General features: G+C 62.3%; 28 protein-coding genes and 1 pseudogene. 14 read left to right on the plus strand and 15 right to left on the minus strand.

Annotated features, from left to right (window positions below):
* Positions 1-2 precede the first annotated feature (2 nt).
* Genes ACS4RS_RS11125 through ACS4RS_RS11135 form a run of 3 tightly spaced genes read right to left on the minus strand, consistent with a single transcriptional unit; the run spans position 3 to position 1,371 of the window.
* Positions 3-554: a DUF4865 family protein gene (locus tag ACS4RS_RS11125; RefSeq protein WP_439010914.1), complete on the minus strand. Its 552-nt coding sequence runs from the start codon at positions 552-554 to the stop codon at positions 3-5.
* On the minus strand, positions 551-955 hold the full coding sequence (locus ACS4RS_RS11130) for a cupin domain-containing protein (RefSeq protein WP_439010913.1): 405 nt from the start codon (positions 953-955) through the stop codon (positions 551-553). The genes ACS4RS_RS11125 and ACS4RS_RS11130 overlap by 4 nt, the downstream gene beginning before the upstream one ends.
* A complete protein-coding gene (locus ACS4RS_RS11135) occupies positions 952-1,371 on the minus strand; it encodes a tautomerase family protein (protein WP_439010912.1) in 420 nt (139 codons plus the stop codon). Before ACS4RS_RS11135 ends, ACS4RS_RS11130 begins: the two co-directional genes overlap by 4 nt.
* Before the next feature lie 116 nt (positions 1,372-1,487).
* Between ACS4RS_RS11135 and ACS4RS_RS11140 the strand changes: the two genes are divergently transcribed.
* Together ACS4RS_RS11140 and ACS4RS_RS11145 are read left to right on the plus strand one after the other, a co-directional pair.
* Positions 1,488-2,384 (plus strand): LysR substrate-binding domain-containing protein, encoded by an 897-nt coding sequence (locus ACS4RS_RS11140; RefSeq protein ID WP_439010911.1) that lies wholly within the window; start codon positions 1,488-1,490, stop codon positions 2,382-2,384.
* Between the two features lie 230 nt (positions 2,385-2,614).
* Positions 2,615-3,421, plus strand: a complete 807-nt coding sequence (locus ACS4RS_RS11145; RefSeq protein WP_439010910.1) for a phytanoyl-CoA dioxygenase family protein — start codon at positions 2,615-2,617, stop codon at positions 3,419-3,421.
* A gap of 96 nt (positions 3,422-3,517) precedes the next feature.
* On the opposite strand, the gene ACS4RS_RS11150 is transcribed toward ACS4RS_RS11145, so the two are convergent.
* The 3 genes and pseudogenes from ACS4RS_RS11150 to ACS4RS_RS11160 all read right to left on the minus strand — a co-directional run bounded on the left by ACS4RS_RS11150 (position 3,518) and on the right by ACS4RS_RS11160 (position 7,278).
* Positions 3,518-4,492, minus strand: a complete 975-nt coding sequence (locus ACS4RS_RS11150; RefSeq protein ID WP_439010909.1) for a pyridoxal-phosphate dependent enzyme — start codon at positions 4,490-4,492, stop codon at positions 3,518-3,520.
* Positions 4,493-4,614: 122 nt separating this feature from the next.
* A pseudogene (ggt, locus tag ACS4RS_RS11155) lies at positions 4,615-6,349 on the minus strand (gamma-glutamyltransferase).
* A 74-nt stretch (positions 6,350-6,423) separates the two neighbouring features.
* Positions 6,424-7,278 (minus strand): MmyB family transcriptional regulator, encoded by an 855-nt coding sequence (locus ACS4RS_RS11160; RefSeq protein ID WP_439011851.1) that lies wholly within the window; start codon positions 7,276-7,278, stop codon positions 6,424-6,426.
* 115 nt (positions 7,279-7,393) lie between these two features.
* On the opposite strand from ACS4RS_RS11160, the gene ACS4RS_RS11165 reads away from it, so the two are divergent.
* On the plus strand, positions 7,394-8,110 hold the full coding sequence (locus ACS4RS_RS11165) for an SDR family oxidoreductase (protein ID WP_439010907.1): 717 nt from the start codon (positions 7,394-7,396) through the stop codon (positions 8,108-8,110).
* 55 nt (positions 8,111-8,165) lie between these two features.
* Here the strand turns inward: ACS4RS_RS11165 and ACS4RS_RS11170 are convergent, their stop codons facing one another.
* The 6 genes from ACS4RS_RS11170 to ACS4RS_RS11195 form a co-directional block, all read right to left on the minus strand.
* On the minus strand, positions 8,166-9,221 hold the full coding sequence (locus ACS4RS_RS11170; protein ID WP_439010906.1) for an alpha/beta fold hydrolase: 1,056 nt from the start codon (positions 9,219-9,221) through the stop codon (positions 8,166-8,168).
* 116 nt (positions 9,222-9,337) lie between these two features.
* Complete coding sequence (locus ACS4RS_RS11175; protein WP_439010905.1) at positions 9,338-9,952, minus strand: hypothetical protein; 615 nt, start codon at positions 9,950-9,952, stop codon at positions 9,338-9,340.
* 111 nt (positions 9,953-10,063) lie between these two features.
* Positions 10,064-10,189, minus strand: a complete 126-nt coding sequence (ykgO, locus tag ACS4RS_RS11180; RefSeq protein WP_003582204.1) for a type B 50S ribosomal protein L36 — start codon at positions 10,187-10,189, stop codon at positions 10,064-10,066.
* A gap of 164 nt (positions 10,190-10,353) precedes the next feature.
* On the minus strand, positions 10,354-11,430 hold the full coding sequence (locus ACS4RS_RS11185) for a 5-(carboxyamino)imidazole ribonucleotide synthase (RefSeq protein ID WP_439010904.1): 1,077 nt from the start codon (positions 11,428-11,430) through the stop codon (positions 10,354-10,356).
* The gene (gene purE / locus ACS4RS_RS11190; protein ID WP_439010903.1) at positions 11,427-11,921 is read right to left on the minus strand and encodes a 5-(carboxyamino)imidazole ribonucleotide mutase; all 495 of its coding nucleotides are present in this window, start codon (positions 11,919-11,921) and stop codon (positions 11,427-11,429) included. The genes ACS4RS_RS11185 and purE overlap by 4 nt, the downstream gene beginning before the upstream one ends.
* A gap of 17 nt (positions 11,922-11,938) precedes the next feature.
* Positions 11,939-12,142: a YdcH family protein gene (locus tag ACS4RS_RS11195; protein ID WP_003566445.1), complete on the minus strand. Its 204-nt coding sequence runs from the start codon at positions 12,140-12,142 to the stop codon at positions 11,939-11,941.
* Positions 12,143-12,370: 228 nt separating this feature from the next.
* Between ACS4RS_RS11195 and ACS4RS_RS11200 the strand changes: the two genes are divergently transcribed.
* A complete protein-coding gene (locus tag ACS4RS_RS11200) occupies positions 12,371-12,544 on the plus strand; it encodes a YdcH family protein (RefSeq protein ID WP_003566443.1) in 174 nt (57 codons plus the stop codon).
* 198 nt (positions 12,545-12,742) lie between these two features.
* On the opposite strand, the gene ACS4RS_RS11205 is transcribed toward ACS4RS_RS11200, so the two are convergent.
* On the minus strand, positions 12,743-13,003 hold the full coding sequence (locus ACS4RS_RS11205; protein ID WP_003542830.1) for an ArsR/SmtB family transcription factor: 261 nt from the start codon (positions 13,001-13,003) through the stop codon (positions 12,743-12,745).
* A 163-nt stretch (positions 13,004-13,166) separates the two neighbouring features.
* On the minus strand, positions 13,167-13,931 hold the full coding sequence (locus ACS4RS_RS11210; protein ID WP_439010902.1) for a TSUP family transporter: 765 nt from the start codon (positions 13,929-13,931) through the stop codon (positions 13,167-13,169).
* Positions 13,932-14,039: 108 nt separating this feature from the next.
* On the opposite strand from ACS4RS_RS11210, the gene ACS4RS_RS11215 reads away from it, so the two are divergent.
* Both ACS4RS_RS11215 and ACS4RS_RS11220 read left to right on the plus strand, forming a co-directional pair.
* Positions 14,040-14,693 carry a thiamine phosphate synthase gene (locus ACS4RS_RS11215; protein WP_439010901.1) on the plus strand — a complete coding sequence of 218 codons (654 nt, stop codon included), beginning with the start codon at positions 14,040-14,042 and terminating at the stop codon, positions 14,691-14,693.
* 10 nt (positions 14,694-14,703) lie between these two features.
* Positions 14,704-15,786, plus strand: a complete 1,083-nt coding sequence (locus ACS4RS_RS11220; protein WP_439010900.1) for a tetratricopeptide repeat protein — start codon at positions 14,704-14,706, stop codon at positions 15,784-15,786.
* Positions 15,787-15,824: 38 nt separating this feature from the next.
* Here ACS4RS_RS11220 and ACS4RS_RS11225 read toward each other — a convergent pair whose 3' ends face one another.
* On the minus strand, positions 15,825-17,567 hold the full coding sequence (locus ACS4RS_RS11225) for a chemotaxis protein (protein ID WP_449313971.1): 1,743 nt from the start codon (positions 17,565-17,567) through the stop codon (positions 15,825-15,827).
* A 341-nt stretch (positions 17,568-17,908) separates the two neighbouring features.
* Here ACS4RS_RS11225 and ACS4RS_RS11230 point away from each other — a divergent pair, with 341 nt between their 5' ends.
* From ACS4RS_RS11230 to ACS4RS_RS11265, 8 genes are all read left to right on the plus strand, one after another.
* Positions 17,909-18,238: an STAS domain-containing protein gene (locus ACS4RS_RS11230; protein WP_439010899.1), complete on the plus strand. Its 330-nt coding sequence runs from the start codon at positions 17,909-17,911 to the stop codon at positions 18,236-18,238.
* Complete coding sequence (locus ACS4RS_RS11235; protein WP_003585726.1) at positions 18,235-18,603, plus strand: response regulator; 369 nt, start codon at positions 18,235-18,237, stop codon at positions 18,601-18,603. Before ACS4RS_RS11230 ends, ACS4RS_RS11235 begins: the two co-directional genes overlap by 4 nt.
* Entirely contained in the window at positions 18,600-20,639 is a 2,040-nt protein-coding gene (locus ACS4RS_RS11240; RefSeq protein ID WP_439010898.1) for a chemotaxis protein CheW, read from the plus strand. Before ACS4RS_RS11235 ends, ACS4RS_RS11240 begins: the two co-directional genes overlap by 4 nt.
* Positions 20,636-21,148, plus strand: coding sequence for a chemotaxis protein CheW (locus ACS4RS_RS11245; RefSeq protein WP_439010897.1), 513 nt, complete (start codon positions 20,636-20,638; stop codon positions 21,146-21,148). The genes ACS4RS_RS11240 and ACS4RS_RS11245 overlap by 4 nt, the downstream gene beginning before the upstream one ends.
* Positions 21,149-21,179: 31 nt before the next feature.
* Positions 21,180-22,871, plus strand: coding sequence for a methyl-accepting chemotaxis protein (locus tag ACS4RS_RS11250; RefSeq protein WP_439010896.1), 1,692 nt, complete (start codon positions 21,180-21,182; stop codon positions 22,869-22,871).
* 166 nt (positions 22,872-23,037) lie between these two features.
* Positions 23,038-24,855 (plus strand): methyl-accepting chemotaxis protein, encoded by a 1,818-nt coding sequence (locus tag ACS4RS_RS11255; protein WP_439010895.1) that lies wholly within the window; start codon positions 23,038-23,040, stop codon positions 24,853-24,855.
* Positions 24,856-24,857: 2 nt separating this feature from the next.
* A complete protein-coding gene (locus ACS4RS_RS11260; protein ID WP_003590275.1) occupies positions 24,858-25,334 on the plus strand; it encodes a chemotaxis protein CheW in 477 nt (158 codons plus the stop codon).
* A gap of 29 nt (positions 25,335-25,363) precedes the next feature.
* Positions 25,364-26,221, plus strand: a complete 858-nt coding sequence (locus ACS4RS_RS11265; RefSeq protein WP_439010894.1) for a CheR family methyltransferase — start codon at positions 25,364-25,366, stop codon at positions 26,219-26,221.
* Positions 26,222-26,223 lie beyond the last annotated feature (2 nt).

Below are 26,223 nucleotides of genomic sequence, written 5' to 3' on the forward strand. Positions count from 1 at the left end.
GCTTAAGGCAGGGATAGGTGACCGACGCGATAGGCCTGCATGTGCTCAGCGCTCTCGGGGATTTCTCGCCATAGCCTGAAGCGCACCCGTGTCCATGTCGTCGGCTCGAAACCGCGGATGGAGGCGAGGGCGCCGCCGGCCCGAACCTCGGCTTCAGCCTCAGCGCTTTCGGCGTGGCGGATATCGGCAAGCGGCGCGTAAGGCTCCATTTGCAGGATCTCGCGGGTGGCAAACCTGGCTGCGGCAATATCGGGCGAGATTTCTGCCTGCCAGACGATCCAGGTTTTTACCTGCGGCCAGCCGAAGGCGCCGGCGAGCGTTTGGAAAGCGGGGCCGCAGAGGAAGTCGCTTGCCCCTTCCGGCTTTTGCCAGAGGTAGAAGGGTGCATAGAGATTGTCGCGGCTGGCGAATTCGCCTTGGCGGGCGCTGAGATAAGCCTTGAAGCCGAGATTGGGGAAACCGTCGAGCAGCGGTCCCTTGTCGCGGATGCGCCGGTCGATGATCGACATGTCGTAATCGGCGGGCAGGGTGAAGCTGTATTGCATGGCGATCATGACCCTGCCTCCACCGGCTGCAGCCATTCGACGATGCTGCCGTTTTCCGCTGCCTGGATGCTGAGATAGCCGAAGGGACTGTCATCAGCCGCGCCATGCCAGTGGCGCTCGCCGGGCGCAAACCAGACGGCGTCGCCGGCGCGCAGTTCCGTGACGGAACCGCCCTCGCTCTGCGCCAGCCCATGTCCCGAAAGCACATAAAGCAACTGGCCTCGAGGGTGCGTATGCCAAAGGGTGATGGTGCCGGGATCGAGCGTGGCGCGCATGGCCGTGTTTTCGCCATCGGCGCTGCCTTCGAGCAGCATCTCGACCCAGAAGGGTGCCGTGGCGACACCCTCCGGCGCGCGCACCGCCCTGCCGGGGCGGCTGACCGTCATGGCCTTCGGGTTCGAAGCGCTCATCGTTGGCCTCCTGCCACCCGCAGCCGCCAGTCGGGGTCGGTCATCTGGGCGATGCCGTTGCCGAAGGACCAGTCTTCCGGGGCGCTGGTGCTGATGACGATCATCACATCCTCCGGCCGCAGGCCCGGCGATTGCGCCAGCAGATCGGCGAGCCGCCGATAGAGCGCTGCCTTCATCTCGGCCTTGCGGGGCCGACCGATGGTGATCGAGATATAGACGAAATCGTCGGAGCGCGGCCCGGCAAGATAGCTGCTGTCGAAAATCAGCTCGTTTTCATCATGCTGATGGATGGCCTGAAAGCGGTCGCTTTCCGGCACGTCGAAGGTTTCGACCAAGGCGCGCTGGATGGTGTCGGTGAGTGCCGTAAGATACTCCGGCGACTTGCCTTTGCGAAGGGAAATGCGAACGAAGGGCATCGGGATCTCCATGGTTCGGGCCGTCGTCGGCCTTGACAACAGCACCATCGCACGACACGATGATGCCGAAAATCAGAATTTTATGAACTGATGGTCCTGAAAAATGGGATTATGTGATGCGACGGACGATCTTCGATCTCGATGTGCTTCGAAGCTTTTCGACCGGCATGGAGCTCGGCAATTTCGCCAAGGCGGCCGAAAAACTCGGACGTTCCACCTCGGCAGTGAGCGCGCAGCTGAAGAAGCTGGAGGAGCAGGCGGGCACGCCGATCTTCCGCAAGGCCGGGCGCGGGCTGGCGCTCACCGATGCCGGCGAGACGATGCTCGGTTATGCCAGGCGGTTGCTGGAATTGAATGACGAGGCGGCGGCGGCCGTGCACAGCATCGAGCTTGAAGGCTGGGTGCGGCTCGGCCTGCAGGAGGATTTTGGCGAGACCCTGCTGCCGGAAGTGCTCGGCCGCTTTGCGCGCGCGCATCCGAAGGTCCGCATCGAGGCGCGGGTGGTGCGCAATGTCGAACTGCTCGAGCGCGTCACCTCAGGCAAGCTTGATCTGGCGCTCGCCTGGAGCGACGGCACGGCGACGGCGCATTGCGAGCGCATCGGCGAGGTGTCGATGCGCTGGATCGGGCCTGCCGAGAGATCGCCCGGCTGGCATGCAACAAGTGGCGAGCCGATACCGCTCGCCTCGCTGGAGGCGCCGTGCCTGATGCGCAGTGCGGCGACCCGGGCACTTGACGAGGCCGGCATTTCCTGGCGTCTCGCCTTCGTCAGTTCCAGCCTCGGCGGCCTCTGGGCAGCGGCGGCCGCAGGCCTCGGCATCACTATCCGCACACCGATCGGATTGCCGGCAAAGGTCCGGCCGCTGGCGCCAGAGACGCTCGGCTTGCCTGATTTGCCGAAGCTCGGGCTGGTCCTGCATCGGGCCGAAGCCGAACCGCAGCCGGCGGCGGCCCGGCTTGCCGAGCTCGTGCTGCAGTCGGTGCATGGCGCGCTGCGCGGGACGGCGGCCTGACATTGCCGCATTGACCCTTCGATCGCGTGGCTATAGCTTCGGACTGCTATGAAGATGATCGCTCTCAATATCGCTACGGCCTTCTTCTTGAGCCTTTAAAGCTCTGCCTTCGGGCATCGGAAGATGCGGCCGCTTGCCAGCCTTCGCGGCTGGCGCGTTGCCGTGGACTGCAACCACCCTGCATCTGGCCAAGGAAAGAGCCGGCAGGATTGGCGATAGAGAGATCTTTCATGACATCAAATGTTTACCCGCCGGTGCTGAGCGCCGCGCACATCGAGCAATTCATCGAGGACGGCTTTATCCGGATCGACGTGGCTTTTCCCCGCGAATTGGCCGAGGAAGCTCGTGCCATTATGTGGCGCGATATTCCCTTCAATGCGGATGATCCAAGGACATGGACGCAGCCGGTCGTGCGGCTTGCCGGTTATGGTGGAGGCCCGTTCGAGAAAGCCGTCAACACGCCGGTATTGCATTCGGCGTTCGACCAGCTTGTCGGCAGAGGGCGCTGGGAGCCACGCACGGGGCTTGGCAGTTTCCCTGTGCGCTTTCCCCATCCGGACGATCCCGGCGATGCCGGCTGGCATGTCGATCTGAGCTTTCCCGGTGTGGATTCCGATCCGAACGAACAACGGGACTTTTCCGCCTGGCGGGTGAATATCACCTCGCGCGGGCGGGCGCTGCTGATGCTTTTCCTGTTCTCGGATGTCGGGGAGGAGGATGCGCCGACCCGTATCCGTATCGGCTCGCACAAGGATATCGCGCGCCTTTTGGCACCGGCGGGCGAAGCGGGGATGGCGCATCTCAGGCTGGAGCATGTCGGCGAAGACCGGCCGCTGGCCTTGGCGACGGGGCAGGCGGGCACGGTCTATCTGTGCCATCCTTTCCTGATCCATGCAGCGCAAAAGCATCGCGGCAAAGAACCCCGCTTCGTGGGGCAGCCCGGCCTTGCACCGTCCGAACCGCTTCGGCTTGAGCGGGAGGACGGCGTCTATTCGCCGGTCGAGATGGCAATCCGCCGGGCGCTTCAAGCTATCTGACGCCAGAATACGGCATTCGGCTCGAGGGATCCGGATGCCTCATCAACTTGCATTTGCTGTCGGGACTATCGGGCGGCTGGCTGTCTCACGATGCCCTCAGCCGAAGCGTTCCAGCGCCATGGCGAAGATGTCTGAATCGACATTGCCGCCGGAGGTCACGGCTACCACCGTGTCGCTTTCCAGCGCTTCGCCATGGAAGAGGGCGGCGGCGAGCGCCACCGCGCCGCCGGGCTCGACGACGATCTTCAGCCTGACGAAAGCGAGCGCCATGGCGCGCAGCGCCTCCTCGTCGGTCACGACGATGCCGGCGCCGGCCAGGCGCTTGAGGATCGGGAAGGTGATATTTCCAGGCTGCGGCGTGACGATCGCATCGCAGATCGAGCCCGATATCGCCACATTGCGTTCGATCCTGCCTGAGGCAAGCGAGCGGGCGGTGTCGTCGAAATCCTTGGGCTCGCAGGGGCGGACGCGAAAGCCGGGGGCGCTGGCTTCAAGCGCGAGCGCGATGCCGGAGGTCAATCCGCCGCCGCCACAGGGTACGAGGACTTCGGCTGATGTCACGCCTTCCTCTTCCGCCTGCTCTGAGATTTCAAGGCCGGTCGTGCCCTGGCCGGCGATCACCAGCGGTTCGTCGAAAGGCTTGATCAACGTCAGGCCGCGCTCGGCCGACAGCCTGGCGCCGATCTCGTCACGGTCCTCGTTGACGCGGTCGTAGAGTACCACTTCGGCGCCGAAGGCGCGGGTATTGGCGATCTTCAGCTTCGGAGCATCGCTCGGCATGATGATGACGGAGGGCACGTTGTGCAGCTTGGCGGCAAGGGCGACACCCTGCGCATGGTTGCCGGAGGAGAAGGCGATAACGCCCTTCGAGCGGATCGCCGGATCGAGGCCGGAGACGGCCGACCAGCCGCCGCGAAACTTGAACGAGCCGGAATGCTGCAGGCATTCGGCCTTCACGAACAGGCGCCGACCGGCGATCTCGTTCAGGAAGGGAGAGGAGAGAAGCGGCGTGCGCCTCGCGTGACCGCGCAGACGGGCGCGGGCGGCGACAATCATTTCAATGCTGGCCATTCGGGAATCGTCCTGCTTGCGGGTTCGCTCATGCTTAGGGCGCGGCAAGCCATTTGTGAACGGCGACTTTGTCACCGTGACATGAATGGCTCGTCGCGTTTGTCGCCCGCTGCTGACGATCGTCAGTAGCCGCTCGCCGAACCCTCCGCGGCGCGGCTGTCCATGGCGCCGTTATACCGCGCACCGCCGCCCTTTTCGATGGCGGCGAGGCTTTTGCCGCCGACGAGGATGCCGGCGGCCTGGCCCCAGAGCGGCGCGTCATTGCCGCCATCGAAGCTGTAGCCCATGGCGGCGAGGGTCTTTTCCGTATCGGGCGAAATTGCATAGGGTTCGAGATAGACCTTGTCGGGCTGCCATTGATGGTGGATACGCGGCGCATTCACCGCCTGGCTGATATCCATGCCGAAATCGACGACGTTGAGGATCGCTTCCAGCGTGATGGTTATGATACGCGAGCCGCCGGGGCTGCCGATCACCATGAAAGGCTTGCCGTCCTTGGTGACGATCGTCGGGCTCATCGACGAGAGCGGTGTCTTCTTCGGTGCGATGGCGTTCGCCTCGCCCTGGACGAGGCCATAAAGGTTCGGCACGCCGGGCTTGGAGGTGAAATCGTCCATCTCGTTGTTGAGCAGGACGCCGGTGCCGGGTGCCACGACGGCGGCGCCGAAGGAGCCGTTCAGCGTATAGGTGACGGCGACCGCATTGCCCTCGTCGTCGATGATCGAATAATGGGTCGTCTCGGTGCTTTCCTTGCCGCCGAGCGGTTTAAGGTTGGCCGAGGTGCCGGCCTTGTAGGGATCGATCTTGGCGGCGATCTCCTTGGCATAGGTCTTGTCGATGAGCTTTGCGACCGGGTTATCGACGAAATCGGGATCGCCGAGCGCAGCGTTGCGGTCGACATAGGCGTAGCGCATGGCCTCGACCATCACATGCACGGTGTCGGCCGACCCGTAGCCCAGGTAGGAAAGCGGATAACCTTCGAGAACATTGAGGATCTCGCAGATGATGGCGCCGCCGGAGGAAGGCGGCGGCGAGGAGATGATGTCGTAGCCACGATAATTGCATTCGACCGGCTTCAACTCGCGCACGGCATATTGCTCGAAATCCTCCTTGGCGAGGATGCCGCCCTTGGCCTGGCTTGCCTTGACGATCGCCTCGGCGGGCGCGGCCTTGTAGAAGGCATCAGGTCCTTTTTCGGAAATGGCTGCCAGGACCGCGGCAAGGTCGGGCTGCTGGAGCTTTTCGCCCGATGCATAGGCTTTGCCATCCGGTTTCAGGAAGATCTTCGCTGCCGCCTCGTCTCTGGCGAGGCGCTTGGCGCTGCCTGCGAAGCTTGCGGCATCGCCCTGTTCCAGTGTGTAGCCTTCCCTGGCGAAGCGAAGTGCCGGTGCGATCAGATCCTGGCGCGGCTTTGTGCCATATTTCTCGCGTGCGGTTTCGAAGCCCATCACGGAGCCGGGAACGCCGACGGCAAGATAGCCATCGAGGCTGGCGCGCGGCACGATATCGCCCTTGGCATCGAGATACATGGTCTTCGTGGCGGCAAGCGGCGCGCGTTCGCGGAAATCGAGGAAGGTCTTGGTGCCGTCCTTCAGGCGAATGGTCATGAAGCCGCCGCCGCCGAGATTGCCGGCCGAGGGATAGACGACCGCCAGCGCATAACCGACGGCGACGGCTGCATCGACGGCATTGCCGCCGCCTTTCAGCACCTCGACGCCGACATCGGTCGCTAGATGCTGGGCGGTGACGACCATGCCGTGCTCGGCCTCGACAGGCGCGGGCGAGGCGGCGAAGACCGACGTCAGGCTCAGCGACAGTGCCGATATGACGGATCGTGCCAATATGCAGGCGGCCCATGATTTCCCCTCCTATGGACAATGTTGAAAAGCATATGGGGCTGCGACGGCCCGAGGCAATGCGAGGGTTTGGCTTTAGGCAAGAAGCTCGGCGAGTTTCCGGTTGGTGTCCTCATCATCCAGCGGCGTATAGACGACAAGCTTCATCTCCGGCCGGCTCGTCAATGTCAGCCCTGTATGCTCGAAGCACATGCGGCCCTTAACCGGATGGTCGATGCGCTTGATACCCGACAGCGGGGTGACGACCTCGTGGCGCTGCCACCAGTCACGAAATTCGGAGCTTGCCTGTTTCAACAGGGCGATCAGTCGCTCGAAATCCGGATCACCGGCATAACGCGCGCTGTCGGCGCGAAACATCGCCAGCGAGACGCGGGCAACCGTCTCCCAATCGACGAGCAGCCGGCGATGCGCCGGATCGGCGAAGAGGCGATGCATGGTGTTGCGCTCGTCACGGTCGAGCGTGTCGTAACCGCCGAAGAGTACTTCGGCGGCGCGGTTCCAGGCGAGCACATCCCACCGACGGCCAAGCACATAGGCCGGTTGGTGGGTGAGGTTGGCGAGCATGCGCCGCAGCGGTTCGTCGACGCATTCGGGCGCGCTGGATACTGTCTGCGGCATCTGGCGGTCGTTGAGGGTGAAGAGATGTTGGCGCTCGGCCTCGTCGAGACGCAGCGCATCGGCAAGGGCATTCAGCACCTGTGCCGAGGGTCTGATGTCGCGGCCCTGTTCCAGCCATGTGTACCAGGTGGTGCCGACGCCGGCCAGCATGGCGAGTTCCTCGCGCCTCAGACCTGGCGTGCGTCGCCGAAAACCCTCCGGCAAGCCAACTTCGGACGGCGCCAGCCGCTCGCGACGCGAACGCAGGAAGGCTGCGAATTCACGGCGGCGGGCTTCGAATGTGTCGGCTCTCTGGTCCATGCCGGGGATCATATCAGTATCGATACCAGGATAAAAATGGAACTGTTTGACGTTTCCAGGCGGCGCATGATGCAGGCGTCGCGGGTGATTGAAGCGTCTGCGGCTCGAATAATCAAGGAGCAGCATCATGTCTTTACAGCATGTCGTCGTCATCGGCGGGTCTTCCGGCATCGGCTTTGCTACGGCGAAATTACTTTTGAAACAGGGATATACGGTCACCATCGCAGGCCGTGACGGCGAGAAGCTTGCCGCGGCAAAAACATCGATCGACGGTGATCTGCGCAGCCTCGTGCTCGATGCGGCGAAGCTATCGGCACTCGGTGAGGCTTTTGCCGGGATCGGCGCGTTCGGTCATCTGGTGCTGGCCATGGGCAGCGGCCATGGCGCCGGGCCTTTTGCTACACTCGACATGGCGGATCTGCTTGCCGGGTTCCAGACCAAGCTCATTCCGCATGCCGCGGCAGCTCAGGCAGCATTGCCGCTGCTGCAGCCGGGCGGCAGCATCACTTTCGTTTCGGCGGTCAGTGCGCAGGCCGCGATGCCCGGTACGGCTGGGCTTGCTGCCGTCAATGCCGGCATCGAGGCGATGGTGCCGGTGCTGGCCGCCGAATTGAAGCCGTTGCGCGTCAACGGCGTTTCACCCGGGGTCGTCGATACGCCGTGGTGGAGTTTCCTGCCGTCGGAGCAGCGGGGCAGCGTCTTTGCGGACTTCGCCAGCCGCACGCCGGTCGGTCGCGTCGGCAGGCCGGAGGATATAGCGGAGGCGATCGCCTTCCTAATCGGAAACGGATTTATGAGTGGCCACGTGATCACCTGTGACGGCGGTGTGCGTCTCAGCGCCTGATGCAGGTTTCGGTATTGCTGCCGATGGTCTCTTCGTCGAACTCGAGCCGCAGAGGTCATGCGCCGTGAAGGGCGCTTGGCCTCAACGAGGGCGCGGCTGCAAGCGTCCTGTCGCTTGATGCGGCGGCGAGCCTCTCTTCGGCCCGACGGGCGATCGCCTGAAGGTCGCGCGGCATGCCGGCGATCTTCTCGATGGCGGCGATGGCGACATCGGTTGCGAGATAATCCGGCTTGTGGCCGACGCCGCGAACGGTGATAAGTTCGGAGCCCGCTATATCTCGGGCCAGGCCGCGTGAATGCAGGTGCTCCCAGACAATCTCGTCGCTGTCGCCTGTGATGATGACGGTCGGCGCGGTGATCTGCGCATAAAGTGGTGACTGTTCCTTCACATAGGCAAGCAGTCTCTTTAAATCGGCGGCATTGTTGTGGAAAGCGTCGGGTCGCAGCACCAGCGACGGACCGGTCTGTTCGATGTAATCGGCCGGGCGCGGATTGGGGTGGAAGACGTTCCGCGTGCCGCGATCCAGCCGGCTCAGCCCGAGCGGCACGACGATCGCGTGGTTGAAAAGCCAGCCGAGGACCGGCACGGTTGCGATGTGATAGAACCAGTCGATGCCGCCCGGCCACGGGTGGGTGGCGGGGGCGAGGAAAAGCAGGCCCGAGGTCTTATCGGGATGGCGCAGGCCGAAAGCGGCGGTGATCGCGCCGCCGAAGGAATGGCCGACTATGACAGCTTTTTCGATGCCGCGCTTTTCCATCAGCCTGGCGATCGCATCGGCCTGACCGGAGGGAACCGCGTTATCAGGACCGCCGCGTTCGGAATAACCGTGGCCGGGACGATCGACGAACAGCATCTCGGCCCGGCCTTCGAGTGCTGCGCGGAAGGCGACGACCTGGTCGAGCAGATTACCGCTGGCGCCGTGAATGAAGACCAGGGCCGGCAGGTCGGCGCCTTCGGGACGCTCGATATGGACGGCATTCATTCGGTAGCCGCCGACATCCGTCAGTTCGCCGATATTCGGATAGGTCTGTTCGAATTGCCGCGCCTTATAGGAGGAGTAACCTATGGCGGCGGCGAGCGGGGCGAGAAGAGCGGAAACTTCTGCAAGCATGATCTTAACGGGCGATAGTTGCGGCGGCTTTGGCGAGAGCCGACGTGTTGCATCGTTTCCCGTCTAAAGTTCTAAATTGCGCGGTTCGGCCGGAGGTCAAGCTCGACGCCCGAGGATCAGGTGCGGTTGCCGGCGAGTTTTTCTGCAAGCGTGTTGGCCTGTTCCTGCGCGGTCCGTTCGGCGGGGTAGATGTCAAGAAAACGCTCCCAGGCCTTCAAGGTCAGCTGGTCGTTGCCGGAATTGCTGAGGATCGCCGCCATGCCGGAGAGCGCGCCAAAATGGCGCGGCTCGAGATCGAGCACACGTTCGATGTCGGACATCGACTTGCGATAATTGCCCATGACGAAGTTCAGCGTCGCGCGGCGGTTCCAGCTTTCGGCATAATCGGGTTTTAGCGCGATCGCCTCGTCAAGGAAATCGAGGGCGGCGGCATTGCGCTTTTCCTCGATCGCCTTATCGGCCCACTGCATCAGCAGATTGATGGTTGCGCTGCCGGAATCGTTCCATTCCATGCGGATCTCATTGGCGATGCCGCTGGCTTTGTCGGGGTCGCGCTCGCGTTTCAGCTGGCTGAAGAGCTGGTCGATGTGTTGTTTCGGCGAATTGGAGACATCCGCCTGCTCGACGATAACGTCCTTTTCCGCGGCAGTGGCCGGAAAGGTGGCGGCGGAGAAGATGAGGGCGAGCGGCAGCGCCGCTGACGTCAAAGCAAAAAAGCGCATGGCGGACATATTAGCCCGCCAACGCCGAAGATCAAACAAATTTGACGTGATCACCGCAGCGACCAACCGGATATCTGCCGGCGCAAACTCGCGCGGGCGAAGCGATCCGGGCGCGCTAAATCAGCCCTGACGAGCCTTGTAGCGCGGGTTCAGCTTGTTGATAATGTAGATGCGGCCCTTGCGGCGAACCAGACGGTTGTCACGGTGGCGTGCCTTGAGCGACTTGAGCGAATTCTTGATCTTCATTTTTCTGATCCGCGATCTCTATGGGGGAATTCACATTCGCCCGTATCTTTAACAATCAAAAGCGCGCCATCGGGCGCGCTGTTTAGGTGGGGGAGCAGATACCTCGTCACCTTTTCCGTGTCAACCGCATGACGGTGTTTTTCCCAAGGCGCAGCAGTGTTTTCTCAGGCCAAAACCGGCGATTTCGGCGTCAAGGTGGTGACATGGCCCATCTTGCGGCCGGGGCGCCATTCCGTCTTGCCGTAGAGATGAACCAGCGTAGCGGGGCGCTGCAGCCAGTCGGCAACGGCCAGGATATCGTCGCCGATCAGGTTCTGCATGAAGCAGTCGGAATGCCGCTCTGCATTGCCGAGCGGCAGGCCCGCGACGGCACGGATATGCTGTTCGAACTGGCTGACGACGCAGGCGGCCTCCGTCCAGTGACCGGAGTTGTGGACACGTGGCGCCATCTCGTTGGCAATCAGGCCGCCATCGGCAAGCACGAAGAATTCGATGCCGATAACGCCGACATAGTTCAATGCCGCGAGGATCTTTTCGGCCGATCGGCGCGCGGCGTCCGCCGTCGTCGGCGAGATCGCAGCCGGAACCGTCGAGGTGTGGAGGATGCCGCTGCGATGGACATTCTCTGCGGGATCGAAGCAGACGACCGTGCCGTCCGTGGCGCGGGCGGCGATGATCGAGACCTCGCGCTCGAAGGCGACGAAACTTTCGAGGATCAGCGGCACGGCGCCGAGCGCGGCATAGGCGCCATCAGCGCTGTCGGCGGCTGAATGGAAAACCCTCTGGCCCTTGCCGTCATAACCGAGGCGGCGCGTCTTCAGTACGCCCTGGCCGCCGAAATCGGCGAGCGCCATTTCCAGGTCGGCCTGGCTGTCGATCGCATGGAAGCGGGCCGTTGATATGCCGCAATCATTGAGGAAGCGCTTTTCGACAAGGCGGTCCTGGGCGGCTTCCAACGCCTTCGGCGGCGGATAGATGGGTATGCTTGCCGAAAGCGCTTCGGCGGCTGCGACGGGCACGTTCTCGAATTCGTAAGTGACGACATCGCAGACTTCGGCGAGTTCGGTCAGGGCGGCTGGATCGTCATAGGCGGCGACGATCTGCCGGTTGGCGAGCTGGGCGGCCGGGCAGTCGGCCTGCGGCTCGAGAATGACCGTGCGAAAATTCAACCTGGCGGCGGCAATGGCCAGCATGCGGCCGAGTTGGCCGCCACCGATGATGCCAATCGTTCTTGCCGTCATAGGTCGTCCATCGGGAATTCGGCGACGGCAGCACTCTGGCGCTCGCGCCACTCGTCGAGCCGGTCGGCGACTTCTTCGTCGGAAAGGGCAAGGACGGCGGCGGCGAGAAGGGCGGCGTTGACCGCGCCGGCCTTGCCGATGGCGAGCGTGCCGACAGGAATGCCGGCCGGCATCTGCACGATGGAAAGAAGGCTGTCCTGGCCGAACATGGTTTTAGACTGGACCGGCACGCCGAAAACCGGCAGCGGCGTCATCGATGCAGCCATGCCCGGCAAGTGGGCGGCGCCGCCGGCGCCGGCGATGATGACCTTGAAGCCCTCGGCCCGCGCACCCTTGGCAAAATTGACCAGCCGGTCGGGTGTGCGGTGCGCCGAAATGATGCGCGCATCATAAGGGATTTCCAGCGCCTCCAGCGTGTCGGCGGCGTTCTTCATGGTCTCCCAGTCGGACTGGCTCCCCATGATGATGGCGACGGACGGTCTGTCTGTCATCATTTGTTGCTATCCCCTCAGGCGATGATGTCAGGGATGATCTGATCTTCCAGCTTTGAAAGCCTGTCCTTGATGACGAGCTTCTTCTTCTTCATGCGCTGGATCCGCAGAGCATCGCACCCGATCTGGATCATGGCGTTGATCGCGGCGTCGAAATCCTCGTGCTCCTGGCGCAGCCGCGCCACGGTGAGCCTGATTTCCGCCTGTTCCTGATCGGCCATATGCATTCCCCGTTATCGTCCCCGGACCTTGTCCGATCTGCCGATGATTTCCGCAAGCTCCTATCACCAAATACGGGTAACGGCTAGTTAGTCTTGATCATGAAATTGCCATCCAGTCTTCATCTTTTGGCCTTCGACAAGCCTTCAAAAATATGTCACAGTCCGCCGCGTTGACACCTTGATCCCCGACGATGTTGGCCGGGGAGGGTAAGAGGAAGGAAGGGTCAAATGACAGTTCAAGCTCATCTTGAATCACTCCAGAAAAAGCATGTCGCTCTTGAAGAGGAGCTGCACGCGCTCAGAACAGCTCCCTCTATCTCCGATACAGAAATTGCCGAATGCAAGCGCCGCAAGCTGCGCATCAAGGACGAGATCATGCGTCTCAAGTCATCCGTCCACTGATCTTCCCAAGGGTCGCCGGTCGATCATCTTGCGAAAGAAAAGGTAAATCCATCCATTCCGCCTGAAATCAGCAAGACCCGGTGATTTTACACCAGAATTGCGCCAGCCCGATGCCAGCGGCATCGCGGCTGGCGCCTTTGCGAGTGCCGTGTTCAAGTCGCATCCAAATGATGGGCAGGGCTGTCATATGAGCCTGCATCAGGCCCAGAACTGATCCAGCCATAAATTGAGCTTGTCGAAACCGCGGTTGTTGACCGTGTAGATGCGTTTCGTGCCTTCCGAGGTCACCGAGACGAGGTTGCTGTCGAGCAGCGCTTTCAGGTGCTGCGACACAGCGGGGCGACTGATCGGCAGGCCCTCGGCGAGTTCGTTGACGGTCCGAGGCGCGCGACGCAATTCCTCCAGCAGAAACCGCCGGTTCGGATCGGCAATCGCAGAGAAGGGGTCCGTGTTCGACATAGCGGGAAAGCTACGTTAAACCGGCCGTTCCAGCAAGGAAATTGTGCATTGCAGCGTGCAACGGCGTCGCAGTCTTTCAGACGCGCCAAGGATGGTTACACTTAGAATTGCTGCCTAATTCTTTAGGTCGGTTCCGGTTGAAGGAATTACACAGCAAGGCTCCTTACCAGCCAAGACCCTCGCGCACGATGAGGAAGGCGGCAATCAAGGCCATCGCATACATGAAGGGATAGAAGATTGCCGGCTTCATGCGGCGCACACACCAGGCGCCGGCAAGGGTGGCGAGTGGGGCGAAGGGCAGCAGCGTGGCGGAGGTCGCGAGATTCTGGGTGTCGAGCTGACCGAGTGCGAAATAGGGAATGAGCTTGATGGCGTTGAGGATCGCGAAGAAGCGCACGCTGGTGCCGGTATATTCGCGTGGCTGCAGCTTGAGCGGCAGGGCATAGATCTGAAAAGGGGCGCCTCCCGCATGGGCGACGAAGCTGCCGTAGCCGGAAAATGTACCCCAAAGGCCGGCGGCCACCGGCCGCTGGCCGCGCGGCGGGACGATCTTGCCGGCGCCCGGGCCATAATTGTTCCAGAAATAGCGCAGGCAGAAGAGGATGGTCACAGCGCCGATGACGATGCGCAGCATGTTGCCCGGAACGAGCGCCGAGGTCGCCCAGCCCAGCGCGATGCCGAAGACTGCGCCCGGCAGCATGATCTTCAGCGTTGCCCAGTCGCCGTGCTGGCGCCAGATGATGAGCGAGATCATGTCCATGAAGACCAGGATCGGCAGCAGGATGGCCGCCGCCTCGACCGGCGAGACGACGAGGGCGAGGAAGGGCAGGCCGATCAGCGACAAAGCGTCGCCCATGCCGCCTTTTGCGAGGCCCACCAGGAGCACGGCGGGCACGGCGGCGTAGTAGAATGACAAATCCTGCGGCATGCTTTCGGCGTCCTCCTCTTGCAAGCCTCGTCTAACGGAACTACTCACACAAAACGAGTGCGGATCCTTCATCTCAACGAGGAATTCGCGAGGAAACGGAAAGACCTGATGACCGAACCGGAAAACCGCTGCCGCCTTGTGCTCATCGTACCCGATATTACCGATGCTGATGAACAGGCAAGGATCGTTGCCGACGCGCTGAAGGGCGGCGATGTCGCCTCGGTGATCGTGCCGCAATACGGGCTTGACGACGGCACCTTCCAGAAGCATGCCGAGAAGCTGGTGCCGCTGATCCAGGATGCCGGCGCCGCCGCCCTGATTGCAGGCGACAGCCGCGTGGCGGGACGGGCAAAGGCCGACGGCCTGCACCTTTCCGGCAATGCCGAGGCACTTTCGGAAGCGATCGAAAAACATGCGCCGAAGCTGATCGTCGGCGGCGGCAACGCAGCCGACCGGCACAATGCGCTTGAGATCGGCGAAGCCAGGCCGGACTATATTTTCTTCGGCAAGCTCGACGGCGATATCAAGCCGGAGGCACATCCGAAGAACCTTGCGCTCGGCGAATGGTGGGCCTCGATGATCGAGATTCCCTGTATCGTCATGGGCGGCACCGATCCGGCCTCGGCGCTTGCCGTCGCCGAGACCGGAGCGGAATTCGTGGCGCTGCGGCTGGCTGTTTTCGGCGAGCCCAACCGGGCGCCGTCTATCGTCGCCGAAGTCAACGCCTTGCTTGACGAAAAAGCGCCACGGTTTGAGGATTGAAATCGCGCTCATGCCGATCCCCACCGCCCGCCTGTTGAAATTTATGCTTGCCAGCATGGTCACCTTCGTTGCGGCCGGGCCGGGTGTCGTCTTGGCGCAGGCCACCGACAACGTCATCAGCCAGCCCGGCTCGGCCCCGGCCTCGACCTTCCGCACCGACCGGCCCTCCGTCCCGGGTGTGCGGCCCTCCGATGGTGTCGGCGTGTTCGACCGCATGGGTGCGAAGCTGCCGGACCTGCCGCCGGAGAAGGATTACAAGGGACCTGTCGACGAGGCTTACGGCGCCTTCCAGCGCGGTTATTACCTGACGGCAATGGACAAGGCGCTGCCGCGCGCCCAGCTCGGCGATGCAGCGGCACAGACGCTGATCGGCGAAATCCTCTCGCAGGGGCTTGGTGTCAAGAAGGACGTCAAGAACGCCGCCTTCTGGTACGGCAAGGCGGCCGAAGGCGGCGACGCGGCGGCAATGTTCAAATATGCGCTGATCCTGATGGAAGGCCAGGGTGTGCCGCGCGACAAGGTCAAGGCCGACGACTACATGCGCAAGGCGGCCGAGGCCGGTAATCCTTCGGCGGAATTCAACTGGGCGCAGCTTGTCATCGCCGATCATCCCGGCGAGACGGGACTGAAGCTCGCGCTGCCATTCTACGAGAAATCGGCCGAGCAGGGCATTGCCGATTCGCAATATGCCGTGGCGCAGATCTATGCGACGCTGAAGGACTTGCCTGAGGAAAAGAAGCAACTCGCCCGCGAGTGGATGGCACGTGCGGCGCGCGCTGGTTTCGACACGGCCCAGCTCGATCTCGGCATCTGGCTCGTCAACGGCGTCGGCGGGCCGAAGGATTACGTCAAGGGCTTCGAATGGCTGAAGCTTGCCGCCAATGGCGGCAATGTCGTCGCACAGAACAAGCTCGCCCACCTCTATATCAACGCCATCGGCACGGCGCCCGATCCGATCGAGGCGGCGAAGTGGTATGTCCTGTCGCGCCGGGCGGGGCTCGCCGATCCGTCGCTCGAGGATTTCTATCTCGGCATCGAGGACGATCAGCAGAAAGCGGCGATCGAAGCCGCCAACAAGTTCCGGCGGCGATAAATTACAGCGTCCTTTGCGCGTCCCAGCCGGGAACGATTTTAAAACAGCGCGTCGGCGAAAAGATCCTCGTCGTTTTCGGCTTTGGCGGTCTCGGCGGGCGCCGGGGTGCTGTCTTCGCAGGCTGGGATGATGTCGCGGTGAATGCTGCGCTCCTGGACCATCGTATAGTGTTTGAAGATCTTGCGGTCGAGCGGAGCGATCACTTCCGTAAGATCGGAGATATCGGCGACCTCGGTGCCGGCGGCGCTTTCGAGCAGATCGGCGCAGCGGGCAAAGACTTCGCCGAGATCGCGCTGAAAATCGAGCTTGCCGATCAGCAGGCTGATCTTGGTGGCGACCTCGCGGCCGTTCTCGGCGAGCACCTTCAGCTCATTTTCCATCATATTGGCTGCGGAGCGGATGTTGCCGACGGCCGATGTCAGGCTTTCTCCCAGACCGCCGGTCCCGACGTCGGCGGCGGGGGCGACGCGCCCGGCCGCGGCTTCGAGTGCCGGCAGGCCGGTGACGATGGCGTCGGCAGATTCGTCGAGCTTGCCGGCAAAGATGCGCAGCTCGGCGGTGACGACGTTGATCGACCTGCCTTCCTCACCGAGGCGGCTGCAGCGCAGGTTGGTGTTCAAAGCCATATAGTGAATGTCGGTCTTGACGGCGCGGATGTTGGCGATCGCTTCGGAGAGCTTGGCAGCCGTGCCGATCGTCGACTGGCTCACCTGGTCGGCCTGGCGGCTTGCCGTGTCGACCTTCTGGACAATTTCGTGGGCGGCTGAAACGCTGGATTCCAGCGCACGCATGAAATTGCTGCCGGTTTCGCCGCTCTCACCGCTCATCTGGTCGCGCAGCTTGAGGATCTCCCGCATGTCGTGGTCGAAACTGGCGATCGTCGTGACGACGTTCTCTGAATCCCGCTGGAAATTGGTGCACATGTCGTTCATCTGCGCTGCGGTCAGATGGTGGATGACATTCTGCAGGCGCTTGCGCGCGCCGGCATCGAGCTTCGCGCCCTCCTCGCCGGCAAAGAATTCCTCAAGCAGCGATAGGGTGGCCTGCACATGCTCGATGCGCTGGCGGGTGATGTCGCCGATCTGCAGGGCAGAGAGCGTCGAGGCGACCTTGCTCTGGACGCCGCGGGCAATCGCGCCGACCTCGCGGGCGACGACGCCGAGATGCTTGCGGTGTTCGGCGATCTTGACCGCGTCGTCGCGCAGGGCGGCGGCGACGGCCGGAACGGTATCGGCATAACCCTTGGAGACACTGGCGCCGAAGGAGGCGGCGAGCTTGACCTCCTTGTCGAGGCTGTCGAGATGCGTGGCGAAACGGTTGACTTCATCGGTGCCGGAATAGATTCGCTCCAGGATTTCCTGTGCGAAGCCGGCGAATTCGGCAAGGCCGGCGCCGGTGATCTTCACGGTGACGGCGAAGGTTCTGAGATAACGCATCGTCTCCTGCATGTCGGAGACATGCTTGCGCAGATCCATACCGGTCTGCGCAAGCGAGACGAGCGCCTGCTGACGATTTTCCTCGGTGACCGGCAGTGCCGTCAGGCTCTCCACCGTGGCACGGAGATCGGCGCCGGTATCGCTCGACTCCCCATTGTCGAGTGCAGCGGTGACACTCTCAAGAGAATTCAACAAGCGGTTGAGAACATCCATCACCGAAAGCAGGACCGTGCCGCCTTCGAGAAAACGCTCCTCGACCCGGCTGCGGGCGGATTCCAGCGTCCGGCCGATATCCCGTCCGGATGTGTAGGCTGCAGCGGTCGGCGATACCAGAGCGTGTGCCAACATTTATACCTTTTCTTAAACACAGGCTTATCTGACTCTATTTCTACGGGCAGGATGGAAACGTCCGGTAAACGCGCCGGACTCGTCAGCGTTGTGATTAACGAAAGATGTGGATGGCACGCCAACCCAGCCTCTTGGCTGGGTGATTTTGCTTAACCCACTGCTTTTATTTTATTTGTTTCTAAATTTTGAGAAAAAAATACAACTTATTCCGGATGAGAATTCGGAGTCTTAAGACTCGTTATACGGCAGTTTCCTACAACCGCTGTTTACCCTGCATTAACGCTGCCGTGAGAGTCCTTTTAGGGCCGTCAAGTATTTCTCTGGCCGGGGGGACTGCGTTGGACACTCCTAAACAATATTACGATCCTATAAATCTGCCCAATGTGCTGAGTATTCGCTCCGCGTCCGAACTATATTCAAAATTCATCGATGAATTTCACGACAACGATACAATCGTCGTTAGCATTTCTGAAAGTGCGGAAGCCGATCTGAGCTTCCTTCAACTCATAGAGTCAGCGCGCCGCCAAGCAAAAGTTGACGGGAAGACGTTCAAACTTTCTATGCCTGCTCGCGGCTCGGTCCTGAAGGTACTTGAACGCGCAGGTTTCATTGAATCCTTCGATCAAGAAGACGCAAATTTTTGGTTGCATAAAGAGGTGAAGTTATGAGTGCGAATATCCTGACTGTTGACGATTCTGCCAGCATCCGCCTGACCACCAAGGTCACGCTGAGCAATGCCGGTTACAGCGTCACCGAAGCCGCCGACGGGGCCGAGGGCCTGGCGACTGCCAAGGGTGGCCGCTTCGATCTGATCGTGACCGATCTCAACATGCCGGTCATGGACGGCCTGACGATGATCGAGGAACTGCGGAAACTGCCCGGGCAGGCCGGCGTTCCGATCATCTTCCTGACGACGGAATCGGATGCGGATCTCAAGGCGCGCGCCAAGGCCGCCGGTGCGACGGGTTGGCTGACCAAGCCGTTCGACCCCGAACATCTCGTGAAGATCGTGAAGAAGGTTCTCGGACGATGAACACGCTCGATCCCGTTGCCGTGTTCCGCATGGAGGCTGCCGAATGCCTTGAAGCGATCGAGGCCGGTCTTCTCGACCTCACTCACCAGCTCGACAACAAGGATCTCGTCGACGCCGTGTTCCGCGGGCTCCACACGCTCAAGGGCTCCGGCGCGATGTTCGGTTTCGAGGCGCTCGCCGCCTTCACTCATCATTGCGAAACCGCCTTCGACCGCGTCCGCAAGGGCGAGGTCGCGGCGACCAGCGAACTCGTTGCCGCTGTTCTTGCCGCCCAGGATCATATGCGCGCCCTCGTCGACCAGCCGGACGCCGATCACGGTGATACCGGCAGCAAGCTTCTGGCGCAGTTGCAGGCGGCCGTCGGCGGCAAGCCGGCGGCGCCCGCTGCCGTACCGGCCGCTGCTGCCGCACCCGCGGTCGTGCGTGAGGTATCGACGAAGAAGAAGAATAACTGGCGCATCCGCTTCAGCCTGCCCGCCAATTCGATGGCCAACGGCACCAACCCGCTCGGCCTGCTGGACGAGCTGCGCGATCTCGGCGAATGCACGGTGCGTGCCAACACCTCGGCCATTCCGCCTCTTAGCGAGCTCATGCCGACGGAACTCCATATCTCCTGGGACGTGATGCTGACCAGCGAGCAGGACCGCTCGGCGATCGACGACGTCTTCATCTTCGTGCTCGACGATATGGAACTCAGTGTCGAGGAGATCGACGGGCCGGCAACGGCAAACGTTGCCCCGATTGAGCAAACGGCAGCACCTCTCCCCGTCGCCGCGGTCTCGGCGGCTGTTCCGGAGTTTCGTCCTGTCGAGGCGGTGCCGGCGAGGCGCGAGCCGCCCGTCGCCGTCAGCCAGGCGAAGGCGGCGGAGAATGTCCGCGTTCCAGCCGAGCGTCTCGACGAGCTGATGGACCGCGTCGGCGAGCTCGTCATCGCCCAATCGCGTCTCAGCCAGCTTGCCAGCGCCAGCGCCGATATCGCGCTGCGCTCCGTCTCGGAAGAAATCGAACGCCTGTCCGGTGAATTGCGCGACACGATGATGGTGCTGCGCATGGTGCCGGTCGCCACCCTGTTCTCCCGTTTCCGCCGCCTCGTCCACGATCTCGCCCGCGAAACCGGCAAGGTGATCGAGCTGGTGACGGAGGGCGAGAGCACCGAAGTCGACAAGACGGTCATCGAGCGGCTGGCCGATCCGCTGGTGCACCTGGTGCGTAACTCGATCGATCATGGCCTCGAAACGCCTGCCGACCGCCTTGCCGCCGGCAAGACCGAGGCCGGCACGGTGACGCTTTCGGCCCGCCAGGCGGGCGGCGAGGTGATCATCTCGATCAAGGACGACGGCCGCGGCATCAATCGCGAACGGGTTCGCGCCAAGGCCGAATCCTCGGGCCTTATCCAGCCCGGCCAGCCGCTGTCCGATCCCGAGCTGCTGCAGCTGATCTTCGCTCCCGGCTTCTCGACGGCCGCGGCGATCACCAATCTGTCCGGCCGCGGCGTCGGCATGGACGTGGTCAAGAAGACAGTCGAAGCGCTTCGCGGTGCGATCGACATCGTCAGCGTGCCGGGACAGGGCTCGGAAGTGTCGCTGCGCATCCCGCTGACGCTCGCCATCATCGACGGCCTGCTGGTGCGTGTCGGTTCCGGCCGATACGTCATCCCGCTCTCGGCGGTCGAGGAATGCCTCGAACTGTCGCTCGAGGAAGATCTCCGCTCGCGCGGCCGCAGCTTCATCTCGCTGCGCGACAGCCTAGTGCCGTTCCTGCGCCTGCGCGACCTCTTCCGCACCGGCACCAAGCCCGACGTACACCAGAAGGTCGTCGTCATCTCGACCGGCACGGAACGCGTCGGCCTCGTCGTCGACCAGATCATCGGCGACCACCAGACGGTCATCAAGTCGATGTCGAAACTGCATAACGACGTCGCGACATTCTCGGGCGCGACCATTCTCGGCGACGGCAGCGTCGCCCTCATTCTCGACGTCGGGCACCTGGTTGCCGCGGGTCAGCAACAGGAGGCGCAATTGCGGGTAGCAGGATGAGCGCAACAGCAGCAACAGCCGAACGATTCGACAATCACTGGAGTTATGCCGAGGAAGTCGAAGTGCTGACCTTCGATCTCAACGGCGAGACCTTCGCGCTGGAAGCGGTTATCGTCCAGGAAATCCTGGACCTGCTTCCGGAGACCGCGGTGCCGGGCAGCCAGCCCTTCGTTGCCAGCGTCATCAACTTCCGCGGCAAGGTCATTCCACTTGCCGATCTGCGTCTCGCCTTCGGGATGGAGGCAGCGCAGGCGACTATCGATAGCCGCATCATCGTCATCGAGATCGATCTGCAGGGCGAGCAGACGCTCGTCGGCCTCAGAACCGACAAGGTGAACGAGGTGACGTCACTTGCAAAGAGCGCGAGTGAAGCGCCGCCGAGCATCGGCATGCGCTGGCGCGCCGACTATATCAACTGCCTGGTGAAGAGGGGCAGGGAGTTTATCATTCTCCCCAACCTGCAGGCGATTTTTTCATCGAAGCACGACGCGGCAGGAGCCGCCAGCTGACGTCGGCTGAGTTCAGGTTGGGGTTAAACCGATGCGATTGACAATCAAGACAAAATTGGTGACTGCGTTCACCTTCATCATCCTTATGCTGATTGGCACCGCTGCCTACGGCATCGTCAGCCTTGGATCGCTGAACGACACGATCGGCAATCTGCTTTCCGGTCCGGCGGCCCGTCTCGACCTCGCACAGCAAATCAGCATTGCCCAGCTCGAGGCCATCCGTCAGCAAAAGAACCTGCTCACCGCCCGCACTGCCGAGGAGACAGCCGGCGCGATCGCCAAGGGCGATCAGGCCCGCAAAGAGTTCGCTGATGCCTTTAGCCAGGTCCTGACGCTGGCAACTGAAGAGGGCAAGATTCGCTGGGCGCGCATCGCGGAACTTTCCAAGACATTCAATGCAGCCGACGATCAGCTCCGCGACTATGTGAAGGCCGGGAACGCCGAAGGCGCAAATACCGTCTCCGTCACGTCAGCCCGGGCTGCTGCCAACGATATCGACTCGACGCTTGGCGAAATCCTCACTCTCGAGAAGCAGCGCATGAAGGCTGCCGACGATGGCGCCGACGCGCAGTATACGACCACACGCACGATGATGATGGCGGTAGCCGGCTTTGCCCTGGTGGTTGCGGCCATTACCGCCTTCTGGATCGCCAGCACGATCAGCAAGGGCCTCAGCCGGGCCAATACCGTGGTTCGCGAAGTGTCGGAAGGCGATTTGACGAAGATGGCGGATATCACCAGCCGCGACGAAATCGGCGAGCTTCTCGGCAACGTCAACATCATGATCGAGCGCCTGCGTGGCGTCGTCGCCGATGCATTGTCGGCCGCCGACAATGTCTCTTCCGGCAGTCAGGAGCTTTCCGCAAGCTCCGAGCAGGTCTCGCAGGGCGCCACCGAACAGGCTGCTTCGGCCGAAGAGGCTTCCGCCTCGATGGAGCAAATGGCCGCCAACATCAAGCAGAATGCCGACAATGCCGCCCAGACGGAAAAGATCGCCCGCCAGTCGGCCAAGGACGCGGAGATGAGCGGTGAGGCGGTGACACGCGCTGTGGACGCCATGCGCACGATCGCCCAGAAGATCGGCATCGTCCAGGAGATCGCCCGCCAGACCGATCTGCTGGCGCTCAACGCCGCCGTGGAAGCGGCGCGTGCCGGCGAACACGGCAAAGGGTTTGCGGTCGTCGCTTCGGAGGTTCGCAAGCTTGCCGAACGCAGCCAGTCGGCTGCGGCCGAGATCAGCTCGATGTCGAGCGATACGGTCAAGGCTGCCGCCGATGCCGGCGATATGCTCGGCCGCTTGGTGCCGGACATCCGAAAGACGGCCGAGCTGGTTTCCGAGATCAGTGCCGCCTGCCGCGAACAGGATATCGGCGCGGCCCAGATCAACGAAGCGATCCAACAGCTCGACAAGGTCACCCAGCAGAATGCCGGCGCTTCCGAGCAGATGTCTGCGACATCTGAGGAGCTCGCCTCACAGGCCGAAGAGCTGCAGACGTCGATCGCCTTCTTCAAGGTCGATACGGCTGGCAGCCGCCGTGATCGCGCACCGGCTGCCAGAATGACGGTCCGGAGCCCGGCTCCAGGCGCCACCCGCAAGCCCGCCTCCAAGAAACCGGCCGCCAACAGCGTCGCCGGCCAGCAGGCGCGGGTGAAGGGCTTCGCTCTCGATATGTCGATGGGCGGTCCCGACACTGTCGATGATGAATTCAAGGAGAGCGCTTAGCGCTCCCCAATTGAGAAAAGGGCGGCTGGCTACAGCCGCGTTTCAAACGAGACCGGCGTATGGACGTGCCGGAGGTACCGGCAGCGCCGGGAACGCATGAGGCGTCTTCACCACTGCGCACATGAAGCTCGCAGGATATTCGCAGCAATTCTATAGGGGTGTTAGGATGCGCTTCACAATCAAACTCAAACTGAGCATGGTGTTCGGTTTCATCGTTCTTCTCACCTGCGCCATGGCCGGCCTTTCGATCTACAATCTGTCGTCACTGAACGGCGAGATCTCGATCATGGTTGCCGGCCCTGTCGCCAACCTGCGCGATTCCGGCGGTCTTTCCGACGCCGTGATGCGTTCCATTCGCGCCGAAAAGGACGCGATCATCAATACCGATGCCAGCAAGATCGGCGGCTATGTCGACGAGATCTCGCAACAGCGGGATCTCATCAAAACGCTCCGGAGCCGCCTTGCCGCGTCCGCTGACCCGGAGATCAAGACCGCGATGGCCGAGTTCGGCGATCTCTACGGCAAATGGACCGCGCTGCAGGACCGGATCGCCGGTCTCGCCACTGAGAATACGACGGAATCCAATGCACAGGCCGGTGTCATCTCGATGGGCGAAGGCCAGCAGGTGACGATCCATCTGCTTGGTGTCCTCGCCAAGCTGAACGACACGGTGGCCGGTAATTTCGCTGAAACGGATGCGGCCACCAACGACCAGTACGCGCAGTCGCGCAACCTGCTTGTCATGATGACGATCGTCCTGATCGTCATCTCCTCGGCGGCCGCGATCTGGATCCTGCTCAACATCTCACGCGGCTTGAAACGGGCCGTCAGCCTAGCCGACGCTGTCAGCATCGGCGATCTCGAGCAGAATATCGAGCACAAGAGCAATGACGAGATCCGCGATCTCGTGCAGTCGATGAGCCGGATGACGGCGAACCTGCGCAACACCGCGACGATCGCCAACCAGATTTCGAACGGCGACCTGATGGTATCGCCGAAGCCGCTCTCGGAGAAGGATACGCTTGGTATCGCGCTGGAGCAGATGGTCGAGCGGCTGCGCGGCGTCGTCGCCGATGCGATCTCGGCCGCCGAAAATGTTTCGGCCGGCAGCCAGGAGCTTTCGGCAAGTTCCGAGCAGGTGTCGCAGGGCGCCTCGGAACAGGCCGCTTCCGCCGAAGAGGCTTCCGCCTCAATGGAAGAGATGGCTGCCAATATCAAGCAGAACGCCGACAATGCCGCGCAGACAGAGAAGATTGCCCGCCAGTCGGCCAAGGATGCCGAAGCCAGCGGTGACGCGGTGACGCGCGCCGTGCAGGCGATGCGGACCATCGCCGAGAAGATCGGCATCGTTCAGGAAATCGCCCGCCAAACCGATCTTCTCGCTCTCAACGCCGCGGTCGAGGCCGCTCGTGCGGGTGAACATGGTAAGGGCTTTGCGGTCGTGGCCTCGGAGGTGCGCAAACTTGCCGAACGCAGCCAATCGGCCGCCGCCGAGATCAGCTCGATGTCGGGCGATACCGTCAAGGCTGCCCAAGAGGCCGGCGACATGCTCGGCCGGCTGGTGCCTGATATCCGCAAGACGGCGGAACTCGTTGCCGAGATCAGCGCCGCCTGCCGAGAACAGGATGTCGGTGCAGCGCAGATTAACGAGGCGATCCAGCAGCTCGACAAGGTCACACAGCAGAATGCCGGCGCCTCCGAGCAGATGTCCGCCACTTCCGAAGAGCTTGCGAGCCAGGCCGAAGAACTGCAGGCCTCGATCGCTTTCTTCAAGGTCGATACGGCAGGCAACCGCCAGTCCCGCACGCCGGTCGCCAGATTGACCGTGCGCAGCCCGGCTCCGGGCGCCGCCCGCAAGGCTGCGTCCAAGAATCCGGCCGCCAACAGGGTCGCCAGCCAGCAGGCGCGGGTGAAAGGTTTCGCTCTCGATCTCTCCATGGGCGGTCCAGATGATGGGGACGTCGAATTCAAGGAAAGCGCCTGATCATGGCTCCAACATCTCTGGAAGCGCAATTCGTGACCTTCAGCCTCGGTGAGGAGATTTTCGCCGTGCCGGTCGAGGTCGTCCGGGAAATCCTCGACTATGCGGAAGCTTTCAAGATTCCGAATGGTCCCGACTATCTGCTCGGCCTGCGCGATGTGCGCGGGCAGGGCGTGCCGACGATCGATCTTCGATTGAAGCTCGGCATGACGAAGACCGAGCCGACACCGCATACGCGGGTGCTCGTCCTCGACGTGCCGATGGAAAGCCGGCTTCTCACTCTCGGCCTCGTTGCCGACCGCGTCTTCGAGGTCACGCCGTTTCGGCGTGACCAGATCGAGGCGGCGCCCGATATCGGCGTGCGCTGGCGCTCGGATTATATTGCCGGCGTCGTTCGCCGTGAGAACGGCTTTGTCGTCATCATCGATCTCGCGCGGCTGCTGTCGCGCGAGGACGCCTCTGCACTGCAATCGGCGGCCTGACCGCCGCGTCACTCGGAGTACCGCGTTTTATGAGTATGGCAGCAGCGGTGGAAACCCAATTGCCGGGGGACCGGATCAGCAAGCGCAATTTCGATAAGCTTGCCCGGTTCATCTACGACTATAGCGGCATCAAGATGCCGCCGACCAAGCTGACGATGCTCGAGGGGCGGCTGAGGCGCCGCCTTCGCGCAACCAATCATGCGACCTTCGACGATTATTGCGACTTCCTGTTCAATCAAGACGGCCTTGCCCAGGAAACCGTCTACCTGATCGACGTGGTGACGACCAACAAGACCGACTTCTTCCGCGAAGCCAAACATTTTGACTATATGCAGAGCGTGGCCTTGCCGGCGATCGCCGGCAGCGGCGTCCGCACCATTCGTACCTGGAGTTCAGCCTGCTCAACGGGCGCCGAACCCTATACGATGGCGATGGTTCTGGCGGAGTTCACCGAAGGCCGCAACGACGTCTCCTACAGCGTGCTGGCGACCGATCTTTCCACCGACGTGCTGCAGACGGCCCGTCGGGGCATCTACCCGGAAGATCTCATCGCGCCGGTGCCGCGCGACCTGCAGCGCAAATACGTGCTGATGGCCAAGCAGCCGGATCGGCGGGAGGTGCGCATCACGCCGAAACTGCGCAGCAGGATCGGTTTTGCCCGCATGAACCTGATGGACGAGAAATACCCGATCGGCGAGCCGATGCACGTCATCTTCTGCCGCAATGTGCTGATCTACTTCGACAAGCAGACTCAGGCCGGCGTGCTCAACCGCCTCTGCGATTGCCTGGCGAAGGGAGGGTACATGTTCATCGGCCATTCCGAATCGATCACCGGTTTCGATCTGCCGTTGAAGCAGGTCTCGAACACGGTGTTTCAGCGCATTTAGAG

Origin of the sequence: Rhizobium sp. F40D2 (genome assembly GCF_051810745.2) — a bacterium.
GTDB lineage: Bacteria > Pseudomonadota > Alphaproteobacteria > Rhizobiales > Rhizobiaceae > Rhizobium.

Bases quoted from the DNA above. Each gene is read 5' to 3' on its own strand.
- ACS4RS_RS11125 (WP_439010914.1), bottom strand. From the start codon at position 554: ATGATCGCCATGCAATACAGCTTCACCCTGCCCGCCGATTACGACATG.
- ACS4RS_RS11130 (WP_439010913.1), bottom strand. From the start codon at position 955: ATGAGCGCTTCGAACCCGAAGGCCATGACGGTCAGCCGCCCCGGCAGG.
- ACS4RS_RS11135 (WP_439010912.1), bottom strand. From the start codon at position 1,371: ATGCCCTTCGTTCGCATTTCCCTTCGCAAAGGCAAGTCGCCGGAGTAT.
- ACS4RS_RS11140 (WP_439010911.1), top strand. From the start codon at position 1,488: ATGCGACGGACGATCTTCGATCTCGATGTGCTTCGAAGCTTTTCGACC.
- ACS4RS_RS11145 (WP_439010910.1), top strand. From the start codon at position 2,615: ATGACATCAAATGTTTACCCGCCGGTGCTGAGCGCCGCGCACATCGAG.
- ACS4RS_RS11150 (WP_439010909.1), bottom strand. From the start codon at position 4,492: ATGGCCAGCATTGAAATGATTGTCGCCGCCCGCGCCCGTCTGCGCGGT.
- ACS4RS_RS11160 (WP_439011851.1), bottom strand. From the start codon at position 7,278: ATGATCCCCGGCATGGACCAGAGAGCCGACACATTCGAAGCCCGCCGC.
- ACS4RS_RS11165 (WP_439010907.1), top strand. From the start codon at position 7,394: ATGTCTTTACAGCATGTCGTCGTCATCGGCGGGTCTTCCGGCATCGGC.
- ACS4RS_RS11170 (WP_439010906.1), bottom strand. From the start codon at position 9,221: ATGCTTGCAGAAGTTTCCGCTCTTCTCGCCCCGCTCGCCGCCGCCATA.
- ACS4RS_RS11175 (WP_439010905.1), bottom strand. From the start codon at position 9,952: ATGTCCGCCATGCGCTTTTTTGCTTTGACGTCAGCGGCGCTGCCGCTC.
- ykgO (WP_003582204.1), bottom strand. From the start codon at position 10,189: ATGAAGATCAAGAATTCGCTCAAGTCGCTCAAGGCACGCCACCGTGAC.
- ACS4RS_RS11185 (WP_439010904.1), bottom strand. From the start codon at position 11,430: ATGACGGCAAGAACGATTGGCATCATCGGTGGCGGCCAACTCGGCCGC.
- purE (WP_439010903.1), bottom strand. From the start codon at position 11,921: ATGACAGACAGACCGTCCGTCGCCATCATCATGGGGAGCCAGTCCGAC.
- ACS4RS_RS11195 (WP_003566445.1), bottom strand. From the start codon at position 12,142: ATGGCCGATCAGGAACAGGCGGAAATCAGGCTCACCGTGGCGCGGCTG.
- ACS4RS_RS11200 (WP_003566443.1), top strand. From the start codon at position 12,371: ATGACAGTTCAAGCTCATCTTGAATCACTCCAGAAAAAGCATGTCGCT.
- ACS4RS_RS11205 (WP_003542830.1), bottom strand. From the start codon at position 13,003: ATGTCGAACACGGACCCCTTCTCTGCGATTGCCGATCCGAACCGGCGG.
- ACS4RS_RS11210 (WP_439010902.1), bottom strand. From the start codon at position 13,931: ATGCCGCAGGATTTGTCATTCTACTACGCCGCCGTGCCCGCCGTGCTC.
- ACS4RS_RS11215 (WP_439010901.1), top strand. From the start codon at position 14,040: ATGACCGAACCGGAAAACCGCTGCCGCCTTGTGCTCATCGTACCCGAT.
- ACS4RS_RS11220 (WP_439010900.1), top strand. From the start codon at position 14,704: ATGCCGATCCCCACCGCCCGCCTGTTGAAATTTATGCTTGCCAGCATG.
- ACS4RS_RS11235 (WP_003585726.1), top strand. From the start codon at position 18,235: ATGAGTGCGAATATCCTGACTGTTGACGATTCTGCCAGCATCCGCCTG.
- ACS4RS_RS11240 (WP_439010898.1), top strand. From the start codon at position 18,600: ATGAACACGCTCGATCCCGTTGCCGTGTTCCGCATGGAGGCTGCCGAA.
- ACS4RS_RS11245 (WP_439010897.1), top strand. From the start codon at position 20,636: ATGAGCGCAACAGCAGCAACAGCCGAACGATTCGACAATCACTGGAGT.
- ACS4RS_RS11250 (WP_439010896.1), top strand. From the start codon at position 21,180: ATGCGATTGACAATCAAGACAAAATTGGTGACTGCGTTCACCTTCATC.
- ACS4RS_RS11255 (WP_439010895.1), top strand. From the start codon at position 23,038: ATGCGCTTCACAATCAAACTCAAACTGAGCATGGTGTTCGGTTTCATC.
- ACS4RS_RS11260 (WP_003590275.1), top strand. From the start codon at position 24,858: ATGGCTCCAACATCTCTGGAAGCGCAATTCGTGACCTTCAGCCTCGGT.
- ACS4RS_RS11265 (WP_439010894.1), top strand. From the start codon at position 25,364: ATGAGTATGGCAGCAGCGGTGGAAACCCAATTGCCGGGGGACCGGATC.